Origin of the sequence: Mesorhizobium sp. B2-4-19, from assembly GCF_006441315.1 — a bacterium.
GTDB lineage: Bacteria > Pseudomonadota > Alphaproteobacteria > Rhizobiales > Rhizobiaceae > Mesorhizobium.
The window spans coordinates 575,518-592,226 of record NZ_VFUV01000001.1; the positions used below are offsets into that span (position 1 = coordinate 575,518).

18 protein-coding genes are annotated in these 16,709 nt (G+C 63.6%); 6 read left to right on the top strand and 12 right to left on the bottom strand.

Annotated elements, in window-relative coordinates; translation table 11 throughout:
• From FJ546_RS02745 to FJ546_RS02760, 4 genes are read left to right on the top strand one after another with little or no spacing between them, the layout of a single operon-like run.
• Positions 1 to 1,113: a mandelate racemase/muconate lactonizing enzyme family protein gene (locus FJ546_RS02745; protein ID WP_140887867.1), complete on the top strand. Its 1,113-nt coding sequence runs from the start codon at positions 1 to 3 to the stop codon at positions 1,111 to 1,113.
• A 9-nt stretch (positions 1,114 to 1,122) separates the two neighbouring features.
• Positions 1,123 to 1,452, top strand: coding sequence for an L-rhamnose mutarotase (locus tag FJ546_RS02750; RefSeq protein ID WP_140887869.1), 330 nt, complete (start codon positions 1,123 to 1,125; stop codon positions 1,450 to 1,452).
• Positions 1,445 to 2,521, top strand: a complete 1,077-nt coding sequence (locus FJ546_RS02755; RefSeq protein WP_140887870.1) for a Gfo/Idh/MocA family oxidoreductase — start codon at positions 1,445 to 1,447, stop codon at positions 2,519 to 2,521. The genes FJ546_RS02750 and FJ546_RS02755 overlap by 8 nt, the downstream gene beginning before the upstream one ends.
• A complete protein-coding gene (locus tag FJ546_RS02760) occupies positions 2,518 to 2,973 on the top strand; it encodes a MaoC/PaaZ C-terminal domain-containing protein (protein ID WP_181167808.1) in 456 nt (151 codons plus the stop codon). The genes FJ546_RS02755 and FJ546_RS02760 overlap by 4 nt, the downstream gene beginning before the upstream one ends.
• A gap of 73 nt (positions 2,974 to 3,046) precedes the next feature.
• Here the strand turns inward: FJ546_RS02760 and FJ546_RS02765 are convergent, their stop codons facing one another.
• The 12 genes from FJ546_RS02765 to FJ546_RS02820 form a co-directional block, all read right to left on the bottom strand.
• The gene (locus FJ546_RS02765) at positions 3,047 to 3,727 is read right to left on the bottom strand and encodes a GntR family transcriptional regulator (RefSeq protein ID WP_246686716.1); all 681 of its coding nucleotides are present in this window, start codon (positions 3,725 to 3,727) and stop codon (positions 3,047 to 3,049) included.
• 332 nt (positions 3,728 to 4,059) lie between these two features.
• Positions 4,060 to 4,302 carry an acyltransferase family protein gene (locus tag FJ546_RS31460; RefSeq protein ID WP_246686717.1) on the bottom strand — a complete coding sequence of 81 codons (243 nt, stop codon included), beginning with the start codon at positions 4,300 to 4,302 and terminating at the stop codon, positions 4,060 to 4,062.
• A 237-nt stretch (positions 4,303 to 4,539) separates the two neighbouring features.
• Positions 4,540 to 5,541 (bottom strand): N(2)-acetyl-L-2,4-diaminobutanoate deacetylase DoeB, encoded by a 1,002-nt coding sequence (gene doeB / locus FJ546_RS02775; protein ID WP_140887873.1) that lies wholly within the window; start codon positions 5,539 to 5,541, stop codon positions 4,540 to 4,542.
• A 5-nt stretch (positions 5,542 to 5,546) separates the two neighbouring features.
• Positions 5,547 to 6,725 carry an ectoine hydrolase DoeA gene (gene doeA / locus FJ546_RS02780; RefSeq protein ID WP_140887875.1) on the bottom strand — a complete coding sequence of 393 codons (1,179 nt, stop codon included), beginning with the start codon at positions 6,723 to 6,725 and terminating at the stop codon, positions 5,547 to 5,549.
• 134 nt (positions 6,726 to 6,859) lie between these two features.
• Positions 6,860 to 7,852: a cyclodeaminase gene (locus FJ546_RS02785; protein WP_140887876.1), complete on the bottom strand. Its 993-nt coding sequence runs from the start codon at positions 7,850 to 7,852 to the stop codon at positions 6,860 to 6,862.
• Entirely contained in the window at positions 7,849 to 8,838 is a 990-nt protein-coding gene (eutB, locus tag FJ546_RS02790) for a hydroxyectoine utilization dehydratase EutB (protein WP_181167785.1), read from the bottom strand. The genes FJ546_RS02785 and eutB overlap by 4 nt, the downstream gene beginning before the upstream one ends.
• Positions 8,839 to 8,898: 60 nt before the next feature.
• Positions 8,899 to 9,675 carry an ectoine utilization protein EutA gene (gene eutA / locus FJ546_RS02795; RefSeq protein ID WP_140887879.1) on the bottom strand — a complete coding sequence of 259 codons (777 nt, stop codon included), beginning with the start codon at positions 9,673 to 9,675 and terminating at the stop codon, positions 8,899 to 8,901.
• Between the two features lie 3 nt (positions 9,676 to 9,678).
• A complete protein-coding gene (ehuD, locus tag FJ546_RS02800) occupies positions 9,679 to 10,338 on the bottom strand; it encodes an ectoine/hydroxyectoine ABC transporter permease subunit EhuD (protein ID WP_140887881.1) in 660 nt (219 codons plus the stop codon).
• Entirely contained in the window at positions 10,338 to 10,997 is a 660-nt protein-coding gene (ehuC, locus tag FJ546_RS02805) for an ectoine/hydroxyectoine ABC transporter permease subunit EhuC (RefSeq protein WP_140887883.1), read from the bottom strand. Before ehuC ends, ehuD begins: the two co-directional genes overlap by 1 nt.
• A 206-nt stretch (positions 10,998 to 11,203) precedes the next feature.
• The gene (gene ehuB, locus FJ546_RS02810; RefSeq protein ID WP_140887885.1) at positions 11,204 to 12,055 is read right to left on the bottom strand and encodes an ectoine/hydroxyectoine ABC transporter substrate-binding protein EhuB; all 852 of its coding nucleotides are present in this window, start codon (positions 12,053 to 12,055) and stop codon (positions 11,204 to 11,206) included.
• 81 nt (positions 12,056 to 12,136) lie between these two features.
• On the bottom strand, positions 12,137 to 12,922 hold the full coding sequence (gene ehuA, locus FJ546_RS02815; RefSeq protein ID WP_181167786.1) for an ectoine/hydroxyectoine ABC transporter ATP-binding protein EhuA: 786 nt from the start codon (positions 12,920 to 12,922) through the stop codon (positions 12,137 to 12,139).
• Between the two features lie 180 nt (positions 12,923 to 13,102).
• Entirely contained in the window at positions 13,103 to 14,488 is a 1,386-nt protein-coding gene (locus FJ546_RS02820; RefSeq protein ID WP_140887888.1) for a PLP-dependent aminotransferase family protein, read from the bottom strand.
• An 83-nt stretch (positions 14,489 to 14,571) separates the two neighbouring features.
• Here FJ546_RS02820 and FJ546_RS02825 point away from each other — a divergent pair, with 83 nt between their 5' ends.
• Together FJ546_RS02825 and FJ546_RS02830 are read left to right on the top strand one after the other, a co-directional pair.
• Positions 14,572 to 15,063 carry an Lrp/AsnC family transcriptional regulator gene (locus FJ546_RS02825; protein WP_140887890.1) on the top strand — a complete coding sequence of 164 codons (492 nt, stop codon included), beginning with the start codon at positions 14,572 to 14,574 and terminating at the stop codon, positions 15,061 to 15,063.
• A 130-nt stretch (positions 15,064 to 15,193) separates the two neighbouring features.
• On the top strand, positions 15,194 to 16,687 hold the full coding sequence (locus tag FJ546_RS02830; RefSeq protein WP_140887892.1) for an NAD-dependent succinate-semialdehyde dehydrogenase: 1,494 nt from the start codon (positions 15,194 to 15,196) through the stop codon (positions 16,685 to 16,687).
• The last annotated feature ends 22 nt before the right edge of the window (positions 16,688 to 16,709 follow it).

Here is a 16,709-nt window from a genome sequence, read left to right on the forward strand (position 1 = left end):
ATGGCTAGAATCGAGAAAATCGAACTGCGGATGGTGGACCTTGTGCCCAAGGTCAAGCGCACGGACGCCATCCAGAGTTTCATCAGCCAGGAAACGCCGATCGTCACCATTACCGATTCCGACGGCGCGGTCGGCACCGGCTACAGCTACACGATCGGCACCGGCGGCTCCTCGGTGATGCGGCTGTTGTCCGACCATCTGGCGCCATGCCTGATCGGCCGAGACCCCGATATGATCGAGGCGATCTGGCACGATCTCGAATTCGCCACCCATGCGACCACCATCGGTGCGATCACCGCCATCGCCATCGCGGCGATCGATACGGCGCTCTGGGATCTCAGGGCCAAGAAGCAGAACCTGCCGTTGTGGAAACTGGCCGGCGGTGCCAAGGACCGCTGCCCGCTCTACACCACCGAGGGCGGCTGGCTGCACATCGAGACGGCAGCACTTGTCGACGACGCGCTGGCTGCCAAGGCCAAGGGCTTCCGCGGCTCGAAGGTGAAGATCGGCAGGCCGCACGGGTCGGAGGATCTCGCCCGCCTGTCGGCGGTGCGCAAGGCGGCGGGCGACGGCTACGAGATCATGACCGATGCCAACCAGGGGTTTTCGGTCGACGAGGCGATCCGGCGTGCGGCGCGGCTGCGCGAACTCGATCTCGCCTGGATCGAGGAGCCGCTGCCAGCCGACGACATCGACGGCCATATCAGGTTGTCCAACTCGACGCCGACGCCGATCGCCATTGGCGAGTCGCTCTATTCGATCCGCCATTTCCGGGAATACATGCAGAAAGGCGCCTGCTCGATCGTGCAGGTCGATGTCGGCCGCATCGGCGGCATCACGCCATGGCTCAAGATCGCCCATGCGGCAGAGGCCTTCGACATTCCGGTCTGCCCCCATTTCCTGATGGAGCTGCATGTCAGCTTGACCTGCGCGGTTCAGAACGGCAGGTATGTCGAGTACATTCCGCAACTCGACCAGTTGACCGGCAAGCATATGCGCATCGAGGATGGGCATGCGCTGGCGCCCGACGAACCCGGCATCGGCATCGACTGGGACTGGGACGCGGTCAAGGCCATGAGCATCGCCGAGTTCACCACGGCGATCACCAGATAGGAGTCGGATATGCAGCGAATGGGCATGGTGCTGGGGTTGAAGCCGGAAAAGGTCGAGGAGTATGTCCGCCTGCATGCCGCCGTCTGGCCCGACGTGTTGACCATGATCTCCGCCTGCAACATCAAGAATTACTCGATCTATCTGAAGCGGCCGGAGAATCTGCTGTTCTCCTATTTCGAATATCACGGCACCGATTATGCGGCCGACATGGCCAAGATGGCCGCCGATCCGAAGACGCAGGAATGGTGGGCGGTCTGCATACCATGCCAGGAGCCGCTCGCGGCCCGCAAGGAGGGTGAATGGTGGGCCAGCATGGACGAGGTCTTCCACCATGACTGAGGGCGGTTTCGACCCTGCCTTACTCGTCCAGTCCTGGCCAATGCCCTCGAAGCCTCGCCCGATCGTCACTTTCGGTGCCGGATCGATCGTCGGCGACGCGCATTTTCCCGCCTATCGCAAAGCCGGCTTTCCAATTGCCGGCCTCTATGATCCGGACCAGGCCAAGGCGAAAACCCTGGCCGACAAATGGGGCGTGACGGCGTTCCGTTCGGTCGACGAAGCCGCATCCGTCCAGGACGCGATCTTCGATCTGGCGACCCCGCCTGGACGGCACGCCGAGATCCTGAAAGCTCTGCCCGACAGGGCGGTCGCGTTGATCCAGAAGCCAATGGGCAACTATCTCGGCGAGGCCACCGAAATCCTCGAAATCTGCCGCGCCAAAAAACTCAAGGCGGCCGTGAACTTCCAGCTGCGCTTCGCGCCGATGATGCTGGCACTCAAGGACGCCGTCGCCAGGGGCTGGCTCGGTGAAGTCGTCGACTTCGATGCCTGGCTGGCGCTGGCAACACCGTGGGAGTTGTGGGAGTTCCTGCTCAAGGCGCCGCGCGTCGAGATCGCCATGCACTCGATCCATTATCTCGACCTGATCAGGCAATTGCTCGGCGATCCCAAGGGCGTCCACGCCAAGACGCTCGGCCATCCCAACCACAAGGTGGCGCAGACGCGCACCAGCGCCATTCTCGACTATGGTGACACCGTGCGCTGCGCGCTGTCGATCAACCATGACCACAAGTTCGGCCGCCGGCATCAGGCATGCGAGTTCCGCATCTGCGGTACGGAGGGAGCGGCCTATCTCAAGCTCGGCCTCAACCTCGACTATCCCCGGGGCGAACCGGACATTCTGGAAATCCATCCGAAGGGCGCAACGGACTGGATCGCGGTACCGCTTGCCGGCGAATGGTTCCCCGACGCCTTCGTCGGGCGCATGGCCAATGTGCAGCGCTTTGCGGCAGGAGAAGACGGCGAACTGGTCAGCTCGGTCGAGGACGCCTGGAGCACAATGGCGCTGGTGGAAGCCGCCTATAGATCGAGCGCGGCGCCGGCGACGCCGATCGCGGAAAGACCCTGATGGAACAGATCACCTATTTCGAGGACTATGAGATCGGCTCTTCGCGGCTGACCAGCGGCCGCACCATCACCGAGACCGACTTCGTCGTCCATGCCGGCCACACCGGCGATTTCTTTCCGCACCACATGGACGCCGAATACATGAAGACGACGCCGTTCGGCCAGCGCATCGCGCATGGCACGCTGGTGTTCTCGGTCGGCATCGGGCTGACGGCAAGCATTATCAACCCCCTCGCGTTCTCCTATGGCTATGACCGGCTGCGCTTCATCAAGCCGGTGTTCATCGGCGACACGATCCGCACGCGCACCACCATTACGGCCAAGGAGGACGATCCCAAGCGTCCGGGCTCGGGACGCGTGATCGAACGCTGCGAGGTGATCAACCAGCGCGGCGAAGTGGTGCTCGCGGCCGATCATATCTACATCGTCGAACGCAAGCCGGCGCAGAGCTGAAAAACAGCGTGGTTCTTACGAACCGGTCGCGCGCGGTGATGCGCTTGAGCCGCGAGCAGCAGGACCATCCCGACTATGATTTTCGCGACAGGCCGCCGCCCTCTATCGCATTGACGAGCGTGTCGCTTCCTTCGCGCAGATGCTGCCGCAGAATGCTCACGGCCTTCTTGCCGTCGCGCCGGCGGCAGGCGGCCAGCAGGTCGCGATGTTCCGCCTGCGACCGGGCGCGATGGTCGAGGTTGGACAAGAGCATGCGGACATAGCGATCGGCCGCGTTGTGATGCGCCTCGATCAGGCCGAGCAGACGCTGATTGCCGCAGGCAGCGTAGAGCGACAGGTGAAAGGTTCGGTTCAGCGCCCCCCAGCGGCCGACATTGCGCTCCGCGTCGATCTGGTCGAGCACCTGTTCGGCCACATCGAGATTGCCGTCCAACAAAGCCGGAATGGAGAGGCGGAGCGCTTCGCATTCGAGCAATTCGCGCACCGCGTAGATTTCGCTGATCTCGGCTTCATCCATCCGTGCGACATGCGCACCCTTCGTCGGATGGATCGAGACAATGCCCTCCGCCTCCAATTGGCGAAGCGCGTCACGAATAGGCATGCGGCTGAAGCCGAACTGTTCGGCCAGTTCGTCCTGGCGCAAAGCGGTGCCGGCCTTCAGCGCGCCGCTGGCAATGGCTTCGCGCAGCACGTTGGCGACCTGCTCCGCCACCGTCTGCGGCCTCTCGATCAGGCTTTCCGCAAATCCACGCAATCGATGCTCCCTGAGACGCGGACTCCAGCGTAGTGGAAAACCGCCGGACTGGATATGAGTATCCTCGTGTACGAACGCACCAGACCCGCTGCAGACTGGCCAGCGTGGATAGCGAGATGCCCCGCGCCGATGGTCTCTGTCGAATATCTTTCAGCGATAAACAGCAAAGGGGCGAACAGGAAGCGTCTGGACGCCATCAGCAGGAACGGCAGCAGAAGTGAGCTTCCACGGTTATCGACCAACCGCCGTGAAATAGCCGCCCAGGGGTTGGCCTGCCATAGTTACGCGGCAAGCCTCGACGGCTATCACGGCCAGCAGGAGCGGAAGCAACCTCAGCGCTCGGTTGGCGAAGAAGGCAGATAGCTGACCTGTTTCCCATCAAGAAGCTTGGCGAACAGGTAGCCGGAGAGCGCCATGAACAATGAAACGCCGGTGAACCCCTCATCCAGCAGGCTGAAAATGGGCACGGCAGGCACGAAATCATAGGGCACCGGCCCCTCGGGAGACTGATGGAGGAAATGCCAGGTGAAGACCAGGAAAGCCGCTAGGCCACGAACATGGTCCAGCGCCGGCAAGTGTTCTCCAGTCGAAGATCTCATGATTCAGACCAGGCATCCGGGCGTTCAACGATCATCGCCATGTCGCGCGGTCCAATGCCCGCAACGATGGCAGCAGAGCGAGGGTCCGCTCGCCAATGCCTAGTTTGTCTGCCTCTCGTTAATTTACACTTCCATGGAGAAAATTGATGTCCGGCGCGGCCAGCCGCAATCGCCGGAAACCGCGCGGGATGTGCCTGGACGCAGCCGTGTCGATCAATCCACCTCCACGGCTACGACCGCCGCGCAGTCCCCGGCCTTGACCAGGCCGGGAAAATGCCGCGCCGCCAACATGCCCGGCATTTTTGCCCGGATCTCCTGCGGGGCAATGCCGGTGCGGCCAACCGAATGGATCCGTGCCAGCACCGCGCCCTCTTTGACAGGCTCGCCGAGATCGACCATGGTTTCGATCATGCCGTCCTCCTCGGCGAACGAGAAGCAATCGCCTGACGGCATGTCCAGCCATTGAGTTCTGCTCTTCTCGACCGCACCATCCACGATGCCGGCATGGCGCAGCACATTGAGAATGCCGCGCCGCGCGATGCCCACAGTTTTCGCACGCGAGGTGCCGCCACCGCCCAGTTCGGTGCTGACGAAGACCTTGCCCATCTCCTCGGCCGCCGTGTCGTACATGCCGACCGAGTCGATTTCGATCATGCGCATCGAGAACGGAGCCGAGAATGCCGCCACCGCATCGAAGGCTTTTTGCTCCAGCGCCTTGTCGGGCAAGGTGTGGGCCGCGCAGAACGGCACGAAGTCCAGCGTCTTTCCCCCAGAATGAAAGTCGAAGACGATGTCGGCTCGAGGCAGCAGTTCACGCTGGAAATAGTCGGCGATCTTCTCGGTCACCGTGCCGTCCGGACGGCCGGGAAAGCTGCGGTTCATGTTGCCCTTGTCGATCGGTGAGGTCCGCGTGCCGGCGCGGAAGGCCGGATAGTTCATCGCCGGCACGATAATCACCGTGCCGCGGACTTGGCTGGGATCGAGCGTGCGGGCGAGATCGTAGAGCGCCAGCGGCCCTTCATACTCGTCGCCGTGGTTGCCGCCGGAAAGCAGCGCCGTCGGTCCGTTGCCGTTGCGGACGACGCAGATCGGGATCATCACCGAGCCCCAGGCCGAATCGTCGCGGCTGTAGGGCAGGCGCAGGAAACCGTGCTGGACGCCGTCACGATCGAAATCGACGGTCGGCGCGATCGGCGAAGGGCGGAGGCTGGACATCGGGCTCAATTCTTCACCACCAGTTTGCGCGGAACATTGGCCAGGCACTCTACACCGGTTTCGGTGATCAGGATGGACTCGGTGATCTCCAGCCCCATCGTCTCCAGCCAGAGGCCGGTCATGAAGTGGAAGGTCATGCCTGGCTTGAGTTCGGTGCGGTCGCCGGGGCGCAGGCTCATCGTGCGTTCGCCCCAGTCCGGCGGATAGGACAGACCGATCGAGTAGCCGGTGCGGTTGTCCTTGACGATGCCATATCTTTTCAGCACGGCGAAGAAGGCATTGGCGATGTCTTCGCAGGCGTTGCCGGGCTTGGCGGCGGCGAGCCCCGCCTCCATGCCTTCCAGTGTCGCCTTCTCGGCATCGAGGAACTCCTGCGTCGGCTTGCCGAGGAAGACGGTGCGCGACAGCGGACAATGGTAACGGTTGTAGCAGCCGGCAATCTCGAAGAAGGTGCCCTCGCCCCGCTTCATCGGCTGGTCGTCCCAGGTCAGATGCGGCGCCGAGGCGTCCACGCCGGACGGCAGCAACGGCACGATCGCCGGATAGTCGCCGCCAATGCCGTCGACGCCACGCGTGCCGGCATCATAGATCTCGGCGACGAGATCGCATTTGCGCATGCCGATCTCTATCTTGTCGAAGATGCGCTGGTGCATGGCTTCGACGATGCGGGCGGCCTTGCGCATGTAGTCTATCTCGGTCGGGCTCTTCATCGCGCGCTGCCAGTTGACCAGGGCGGTGGCGTCGACGAAACGGACATTGGGCAGATGCTTCTGCAGCGAGGCGAAGGCCGCGGCGGAGAACCAGTAATTGTCCATCTCGACACCGATGGTGAGCTTGCCCCAACCACGATCGACGAGCACGCTGGACAAGAAGTCCATCGGATGGCGTTCCGTCGACTGCACATAGTGGTCGGCGTAGCCGACGATGTTGTCCTGCGCGAGATAGGCGGTGCGCCTGGCACCGTTGGCGTCCTGGCCGCGGCCGTACCAGACGGGCTCGCCCGAGGGCGGCACGATGACCGCCTGGTGCACGTAGAAGGACCAGCCGTCATAACCGGTCAGCCAGGCCATGTTGGAAGGGTCGCTGACGACCAGGAGATCGACGCCCTTGGCCTCCATGGCTCGCCGCGTCTTGGCGAGGCGATCCGCAAATTCGCCGCGCGAGAATTTCAGGTTCGGTTGCATTCTTTTGCTTCCTCGTTTGTTAGGCCCTGGAGCCCGTTCAACTTCGTTGAACCCGGCTCCAGGAGTTTTTGCTTGAGCATGATCTGATCGGAGAACCGGTTCGCACTTTTCCGGATCATGCTTTGCAGCCAGCATCAGCTCTCAAAAATGGTTCCGGCATTGGCCGCCCGCGCGCGGTCGCGGGCGAGCGTGGCGATCGCCGTGTCCTGCACGCCGGTGCCGGTGAGGTCGGCGATGGTGATATCGCTGGCCGAGCGTCTTCCGTGTCGTTCGCCCGCGATGATCTGGCCGAGTTCGGTCACTTCTTCCTCGGCGGCCATCACCCCTGCCGCGATGGCATGATGCAGTTCGCCCAGACGCCGCGTCTGGCGCGCGCTGTCGGCGACATAGAGATCGGCCATGCGCAAGATGGCCGGCGCGATCTCGTTCTTGTGTTCGGCGTCCGAGCCCATGGCGGTGATGTGCTGGCCGGCGGTGATGAAGCCGGCCTTGATCAGCGGCTCGGTCGATGGTGTGGTGGTGACGATGATGTCGGCGCCGGCAACGGCATTTGCTGCATCAGGCTCGGCGCGCACGACAATGCCCAGTCTTTCGCGTAAGTGGGCAGCAGTGGCTTCGGCCTTGGCGGCGTCGCGCGCCCAGATGCGTGCCTCGGCGATCGGCCTGACAAGACGCAGTGCCTCCAATTGCAGGCCCGCCTGCAAACCGGCGCCGAAGATCGCTGCCACGGTGGAGTCCTCGCGCGACAGATGCTTCGCCGCGACCGCGCCGGCAGCGGCCGTGCGGACATCGGTCAGGTAGCCATTGTCGAGCAGCAGCGCCTCGACCACGCCGGTCCTTGCCGAAAGCAGCACCATCATGCCGCCACCGCTCGGCAGGCCGAGTTTTGGATTGTCGAAGAAGCCGGAGCTGATCTTCACTGCGAAGCCGTCGATACCGGGCACATAAGCGGACTTCACGTCGACCTCGCCGCGATGCTCGTGAATGTCGAGCCGCAGGATCGGCGGCATCGCCACGGGCAGAGTGGCGAGCGCACGAAAAGCGTTCTCGACACAGGCGACGGCATCGAGATCGAGCGTCACGATCTTGCGCAGTTCTTTCTCGGTGAGGATGGTCATCCGGCTCATGCTGCACGCTCCGCGATTGCGTCGCCGCAGACGATCTTGCGGTGCGCGTCCATGTCGATGTTGCGACCGGAGAGAAGCGCAATCACCGCCCCGCTCGGCTTCACCTTGCCGGAAATCAGCGCGGCGATGCCGACCGCGCCGGCGCCCTCGACGATCTCGCGCTCCTGCGCATAGGCATGGCGGATGCCGGCGGCGATCTCGTCCTCGCTGAGCAGGACGACGTCGTCGAGCAGGTCGCGGCACATGGCGAAGGTCAGCCTATTGTCGAGGCCGATGCCACCCCCAAGCGAATCCGCCAGCGTCGGCAATTCCTTCACCAGGACAGGCCGGCCGGCATCGAGGCTCGCCTTCATCGCAGCACCCCGCGCCATTGAAACGCCGATGATTTTTGTGCCGGGGCTGACACCCTTGACGGCTGCGGCAACGCCAGAAGCCAAGCCGCCGCCGGAAAGCTGCACCAGCGCGAGACCGGCGTCAGGAACCTGCTCGATCATCTCGAGCCCGAGCGTACCTTGACCGGCGATGATGGCGGGATGGTCGAAGGGCGGCAGCATCACCAGCCCCTCCTGCGCCACCATCCGTTCGACCTCCCGCTGGGCGTCGTCCTGGCTGTTGCCGACGATGCGGACCTCCGCGCCGAGCCGGCGGATTTCGTCCAGCTTGTTCTGGGGCACCAGCCGCGACATGCAGATCATCGCGCGCATGCCTTCAAGCTTCGCCGCATGTGCCAGCGCGCGACCGTGATTGCCGGTCGAGGCCGCGATGACACCGCGCGCCTTCTCTTCCGCGCTAAGGGAAGCGACGGCATTCGAGGCACCGCGCAGCTTGAAACTGCCGGTGGTCTGGCGATGCTCGAGCTTGAGATGCACGGGGACGCCGAGACGTTCCGACAGAACCTCGGACAGCACGGTCGGCGTCCGCTCGATCTTGCCGGCGATACGCGCACGGGCAGTGCGGATGTCTGAGAGGGAGACGTTGCGATTCATGATGGATCCGTCTGTTCCCAGCAGGCTAGAGGGAGGTGCTCGCGCAAACGGAACATAATCTTACCGTCCCAGCGGCAGCGTCAGCAGCCGCCCGAATTCGGGATGCGGCGTCTCGTCGCCACACAGCCGCAAGCAGTTCCAGGCGGTCGCCTGATTGCTGGTCACCACAGGACGGCCGATTGCCTGTTCCATGCCGGTGACCGCAAGCGCGCCGCGCAGCGCCGTGCAGGACACAAACAGGGCATCGGCCTGCGGGTGCGTCGCCTGGCGTGCGAGATCGACAAGGGCTGTCGGCGGGATGCGCGCCATCTCGCGGTCGTCCTCTAAGCCGAGACAGGTGAAGCCGGCGATCTCGAAACCACGCGCGGCGAAGTAGGCCGCCATCGGCCTGGAGGTTTCGACCGTGTAGGGGGTTAGAATGCTGATCCGGCGCACGCCGAAGGCATTCAGCCCGCGCACGCTGGCCATTGGCGGGGTGACCACGGGAACGCCAGGCTTGGCCGCCTGGACCGCCGTCTCGATCTCGGCATCACCGATCACCACCGAGGCTGACGTACAGGAGTAGCATATGGCGTCGAGCTTCTCGTCGGGCAGGATCAGGGCGGCGCCCGCCGTCAGCGACGGCTGCATCTTGCGCAGATTTTCCGGCGTCGTCGGATTGGCATAGGGAATGCGCGCGACATAGACGCCGATGCGCTCGCTTGCCACTATGCGGCGAAAATCCGGTTCGCTGGTGTGATCCGTGGCCAGGATGATCAGGCCGACGCGCTTGTCGAGCGGACGCTTGTCGAGTGATGGCCGTCTCGGATACACCTTGATCTCGGGCAAAGGTTTCATCTGCTATCTCTCGATCTTGCCGTAACGGCGTTCCAGCCAGCGCAGCAGCACGACCGAACAAAGACTGATGGCGAGGAAAAAGGCACCGACAAGCGTGATCGGTTCGATGTAGCGATAGTAGGTGTTGGCGACGCTTTTAGCCTGGTTCATCAGTTCCAGCACTGTGATCGCCGACAACAGCGGCGTTTCCTTGAACATGGCGATGAAATAGTTGGCCAGTGCCGGGATCATCGGCGGGATGGCCTGCGGAATGATGATGTGGCTCCAGGTCTGCCTGGCGTTGAGATTGCAGGCCTTGGCGGCCTCCCACTGGCCGCGCGGCACATTGTCGATGCCGGCGCGGTAGACTTCGGCCGTGTAGGTTCCATAGTGCAGCCCAAGCCCGATGACACCGGCGACCAGCGGCGGCAGCAGGATGCCGATGTCGGGCAGCACGTAGAAGATGAAATAGAGCTGCACCAGCAGCGGGGTGCCACGGATGAATTCGGCAGCGAAACCCACCGTGCGCGACAAAGCCCTGTTTGGCGAGCGGCGCGCCAACGCGATGCCCAGCCCGACGATCGCCGCCAGCACCGAGCCGAGCAGCGTGGCCAGGATGGTGATCTTCACCCCCTGGATCAGCGTCGGCATGATCTGCCATACGAAATTCCAGTCCCACTCCATCAGACGCGCACCCCGTCGAGGCCCCGCGCCATGCGGCGCTCCAGCGAGCGCACGCCCCACGAAATGAGCAGCGCCAGGATGAAATAAATGACCAGGATGGTGGCGAACGGCACCATCGTGTTGCCGGTCTGGGCGCGCACCACCTGCGCCTGGAAGGTCAGGTCCGCGAGCGAGATCAGCGAGACCACGGAGGTGGCCTTGAGCAGTTCGATGGCGTTGTTGCCGAAGGTCGGCAGCATCACCAGAAAGGCCTGCGGCAGGATGACATGGCGCAGGCCTTGCCAGCGGCCGAGATTGAGCGCGATGCAGGCCTCATGCTGTTCACGGCCGATCGACTGCACGGCGCCGCGCACCACTTCGGCGGCATAGGCGCCGACATTCAGGCCCAGCGCCAGCACGCCGGCCTGCAGCGGGGTCAGTTCGAGGCCGATCAAAGGCAGCACGAAATAGGCGAAGAACAGCTGCACGAAGATCGAGGTGCCGCGGAAGAATTCGATATAGGCTGTGGCGAGCGCCCGCAAAACGAAGAAGCGCGACAGCCGTCCCATGCCGGCCAGAAAGGCCATGATCAGGGCAAGCACCGACCCCATCAGCGTCAGCTCGATGGTGACAAGCGCTCCCTGCAATATCAGGCCGAGATAGCCGGACCACTGGGTCATGAAATTCGAGGTTCCAACATTGGCGGTTCTTGGATCCTTCTCCCCGTTCACGGGAGAAGATGCCGGTTTACCCTCCGCGGCTGCTGCGTAGGACGGGCAGGCAGATGAAGGGCGGCGCTAGCTTCTCCAAACTTGGGGCTGCCCCTCATCCGCCCCTTTTGGGCACCTTCTCCCCGTTGAACGGGGAGAAGGTAAAAAAGTGCGAGCTACTTCGCCGCGCAGAGCTTGTCGCGTGTCGTCGACATGGCGGCGGCGGCCGAGAAACCGTAGGGCTCGATGATCTTGGCGAATTCGCCCGACTTCTTCATCTTGGCGAGTTCGACGTCGAACTGATCGCGCAGCGCCTCGTCGCCCTTCTTGAAGGCGGCGCCGTCGCAATAAACGGGGGCGCCCTGCACCGGGGCAATGACTTCTAGGTTCGGGTCGTTGGCCTTCTTCATCAGATCGTTGATCGACAGAACCGGCAGCGAATAGGCATCGATGCGGCCGTCCTGCACCATCTTCAGCCCGCTCTGGCCGTCCGGCACGACGATGACGCGTTCGCGCGGCACGCCGGCGTTGAGCGCCAGCTTCTCCTCGGTGCCGCCGCCGGGCGCGCCGATCGTGGCTGAGGTGTCCTTGGCGACGTCCTCGTAGCTCTTGAAGCTTTTCGGATTGCCCTTCTTCACCAGCATCGCCTCGGCGTCGCACAGCACCGGCTCGGAATAGGCGACCGCGGCGCAACGCTCCGGCTTCATGAACAGGCCGGCGGTGACGACGTCGAAGCGGCCGGCCTGCAGGCCAGGGATCATGGCGCCATATTCGGAGATCGAGGCGACGATGTCGGCGACGCCAAGCCGCTTGAAGATCTCGCGCGCCACGTCCGGTGCCGCGCCCGAGACCTTGCCGTCCGCGGCAACCGCCGTATAGGGCGGCTCGTTGGCGATGGCGACACGGGCGAAACCCTGTCCCTTCAACTGCTCGAGCTTGCTGTCGTCGGCCGAGCCCGGGATCGAGGCGGCCAGAACCGCGGTCAGTGCCAGGCCGGCGACGCCGGCCAGAATGCCAAGTTTCTTCATTGTTCCCAACTCCTTGTTTCTTGTCTTGGTTTGACTTCTTGTCGTGGTTTGTCCGGGGCGATCCTCCACCCCGCAAAGCGGTCAGACGCGATGTCCGGCCGCGATGATCTTCTTCAGGAAGCCTTGCGTGCGCTCCTGCTTGGGATGGCGAAAAATCTCGTCGGGCTTGCCTTCCTCGACGATCTTGCCGCGATCGAAAAACAGCACCCGATCGGCAAAGTCGTGGGCAAAACCCATTTCGTGGGTGACCAGCAGCATGGTCATGTCGGTCTCGGCGCAAAGCCGCCACAAGACGTTGAGCACCTCTTCGACCAGTTCCGGATCGAGCGCCGACGTCACCTCGTCGAACAGCATGATCTTCGGCTGCAGAGCGAGCGCCCTGGCAATCGCCACGCGCTGCTTCTGGCCGCCCGACAGTTGCGCCGGCATCGCCTTTGCCTTGTCGGCCATGCCGACCATGTCAAGCAGTTCCATCGCCCGCTTCTCGGCGGCGGGGCGCGGCATGCCCTTGGTCAGCATCGGCGCCAGCGTCACATTGTCGATGACGCTCTTGTGCGGAAACAGGTTGAACAGCTGGAACACCATGCCGATCTTCTGGCGCATCCGTGCCAGATGCCTCTCGTCGGCCGGCAGCAGCTGGCCGTTGTGCTCCATATGGTAGAGCTGCTCGCCCTCGATCTGGATGTGGCCTCCATCGATGCGCTCCAGCGTCATCAGGATGCGCAGGATCGTGGTCTTGCCCGAGCCGGAGGGGCCGATCAGCGCCAGCTTCTCGCGCGGCATGACCTGCATCGACAGGCCGTCCAGCACCTTGAAGGCACCGAAGCTCTTCGAAATGGCATCGACCTTGATGATGGGTGCGGACAAATGAATTTCCCCGTGCTGGAGAAGCCTGTGCCCTTAACGATGCGGAACGCGCCAAATCATGTCAATTGGGAAAATAATATCATGACAATTATTCTGATTGCGCACATTTTCCGGTCAATCATGGCTGGCTTTTTGGGCATGCCATCGTCCCGAAAGCGCTTCGCACTTTGGGCGACATGCTCAGATAGCCAGCAGCAAATGCTCCGGATCGCCAAGCAGCAGCTTGGTGACAACGCCGAGACCGGCACGCAGTTCCCCTTCGGTGGTCGAGCCCAGCGAGATGCGCACCGCCGGATGCCAGGGCGCATCAGAAATGCGGAAGGATGTGCCCGGCGCGATCGCCACGCCCTGCAGCCGGGCCTGGGCGACAAAGCCCTCCTCGGCGCGGTCGTCGGGCAGTTGCAGCCAGACATGCAGCCCGTCGCGCCGGGCGCGATAGTCGATCCCTGCCAACACTTCGGCGGCGATATCCTGCCGCCGCCGTAACGCGGCGCGCTGCCAGCGCACCAGTTCCATCGCCGTGCCGTCGGTCACCCATTTGGTGGCGATCTCGGCTACCAGCGGCGTTGCCATCCAGTTCGACACCAGATGCCGGTTGGCGACGGCAGCGACATAGCGGTCGGGCGCGGCGAGATAGCCGATGCGCAGGCCAGGCACGGTGATCTTGGTGAAAGAGGTGACGTAGAGCGTGCGCTCCGGGGCAAAAGCGGCGACCGGCGGCGACCGGTCCTCGACCAGCGGCCCCAGCACGTCATTCTCGATGATGGCGATGTCATGCTTGCGCGCAACCGCGGCGATTTCTTCGCGCCGCCGTGCGTCCATGAGGGTCGCCGTCGGGTTGATCACCGAGGGCTGCACGAACACCGCGCGGATGTCGGAAAGACGGCAGGCCTCGTCCAACGCTTCCGGGATCAGGCCGTTATCATCGATCGGCAGGCCTTCGAGGTTGAAACCGAGATAGCGCGCCAGCGGCACCAGCGTGTGGTGGCCGATCGCCTCGGTGGCAACGGTCGAGCCAGGCGGCGCCACGCTCATCAGCGCCACCGTCATGCCGGCGGTGGCGCCATTGGTCAGGCTGATATTCTGGGCGGAAATGTCGAGCCCGCACAATTTCAGCCATTCGACCGCCACCGCACGATGGCGCGGAAACACCATGTTGGGCCGGAAAGACAGCGCCGAACTCGACGGCAGGTTTTCGGCGAGCCAGCCGAGCGCCTGCTTCAGCCGCTCCAGATGCATCGGCTCGCAGACCGGCTTCAGGATGGAGAGATCAATGACCTCGCCGAGACGTTCGGGCAGATAGGGCGGCTCCGGCTCGCGGCGTTGCGTCTGGACGAAGCTGCCGCGGCCGATCTCGCCCGAGATCAGGCCGCGCCGGATCAATTCCTCGTAGGCGCGGCTGACCGTCTGCACCGAAAGCTTGAGATCGTCGGCCAGCCGTCGATGTGTCGGCAGCCGCGCGCCATTGGCGAGACGCCCGTCATGGATGGCGCGCGCGAACTGGTCGGCAAGCGATTGATAGGCTGGCCGCCTTATGAGCGCTGGATCGGGTTGCCACAATGTCATGACTTATTAGAGATCGAAATCAGTGCAATTGACAATCGAAATTATGCGCCATCATGGTACTGTGGACGAAAAAGTGGGCGCTGATGACTGCTGCGAAACTCGACGCGATCGACCTCAAAATCCTCGACGCCATCCAGCGTGACGGGCGCATCACCAAGCTGGCGCTGGCCGAGCAGGTGGGGCTGTCGCCTACCCCATGCTGGATGCGGCTGCGCAAGCTGGAGAAGGCCGGCATCGTCTCGGGCTATCACGCAAGGATCGCCATGCGCGTCGTGGCGCCGGTGGCCATCGTCCTGATGGAGGTGACGTTGGCCAGCCACCGCCAGGTCGATTTCGACCGCTTCGAGCGTGTCATCCGCGATATCCCCGAGATCGTCGCCTGCTGGTCGGTGGGCGGCGGCGTCGACTATGTGCTGAAGGTGATGGCTCGCGACATCGACGCCTACCAGCGGCTGGTCGACGGCTTGCTCGACCGCGAGATCGGCATCGACCGCTACTTCACTTACATCGTGACCAAGACGGTGAAGGAAGAGATCGCACTTCCCATCGCCGAGTTGCTGCCGGTGTCGCCGTAGTGCCGGAGAAATCGTCTGCAGAGGCGGCACAATAGAGAGAATCTCTCTACTTCAGGACACCCAAACAGCCTCTCTGTCTGCCCACGATGGATAGTCTCCCAGGATCAGACCGAACCGGGAGGCTTCGACCATGTCCGCGCATTTCGCCCGCTCGCATCGCCATGAGGCGCTCGACCGCCTCGCCGACCGCCGTTTGCTGCGCGAACTCGCCTATGTCGACGGCCACTGGACGGCGAGCGAGGCCGCCGAAAGCTTTGAGGTCACCGATCCGGCGACAGGAAGCACGGTCGCCTTCGTCGCGGCGCTGGATGCACGGCAAACGACAAAAGCAATCGACGCCGCCGCGCGCGCTTTTCCGGCCTGGCGGTCGCTGCTGCCGCAGCAACGGTCAAGAATCCTGCGAAAATGGTTCGAGCTGATCATCACCGCGAAAGACGACCTCGCGCTGCTGATGACCCTGGAACAGGGCAAGCCCTTGCAGGAATCGCTCGGCGAAATCGACTATGCCGCCTCTTTCGTCGAGTGGTATGCGGAGGAAGCCAAGCGCCTCAACGCCGAGAGCGTCACCAGCCATCTGGCGAATGCGGAAATGATGGTGCGGCGCGAGCCGCTCGGCGTCGTCGGCATCGTCACGCCATGGAATTTCCCCTCGGCCATGCTGACCCGCAAGGCGGCCGCAGCCCTGGCCGCCGGCTGCACCATTGTCGCGCATCCGTCCTCGGAAACGCCGCTGTCGGCGCTGGCACTGGCCGAGCTTGGCGAGCGCGCCGGACTGCCGGCCGGCGTCTTCAACGTCGTCACCGGCAAGGCCGCGACGATCGTCGGGCGGATGTGCGAAGACGCGCGCGTCCGCGCCATGAGTTTTACCGGCTCGACCGAGATCGGCAGGCGGATTGCCGCTCAGAGCGCGCCGACAATGAAGCGGCTGGTGATGGAGCTTGGCGGCCACGCTCCGCTGACCGTCTTCGCCGATGCCGATCTCGACAAAGCGGTGAACATCGCCGTCGACGCCAAATTCGCCACATCGGGCCAGGATTGCCTCGCCGCCAACCGCATCTACGTCCAGCGGCCGATCTACGATCGCTTCTGCGCCGCCTTCGCCAAGCGGATCGAGGCGCTGCGGACCGGCAATGGCCTTGACGACAAGACTGACATCGGGCCGCTGATGCACGAGCGCGCTGTCCAGAAAGTCGAGGAGCAGGTCGCCGATGCGCTCGCCCATGGCGCGCGTTGCCTTGCCGGCGGCAAGCGACATCAGGCCGGGCCGCTGTTCTACCAGCCGACGCTGCTGGCCGACGTTTCCGACGCGGCGCTGATCATGCGCGAAGAGACGTTTGGACCGGTCGCCGCGGTGACGCCTTTCGACAGCGAGGACGAGGTGATCGCCCGCGCCAACGCCACCGAATATGGCCTCGTTGCCTATGTCGTGACCGAGAACGGTGCCCGCCAGCAGCGCATGGGCCGCGCGCTCGACTATGGCATGGTTGCCATCAACCGGGTGAAGATCACCGGCGCGCCAATCCCGTTCGGCGGCATCAAGCAGTCCGGCATTGGTCGCGAAGGCTCGCGCCATGGCATCGAAGCTTTCACCGATCTCAAATATCTCTGTCTCGATGTAGCCTAAGCTGCAGCGGAATCGCCCTTTC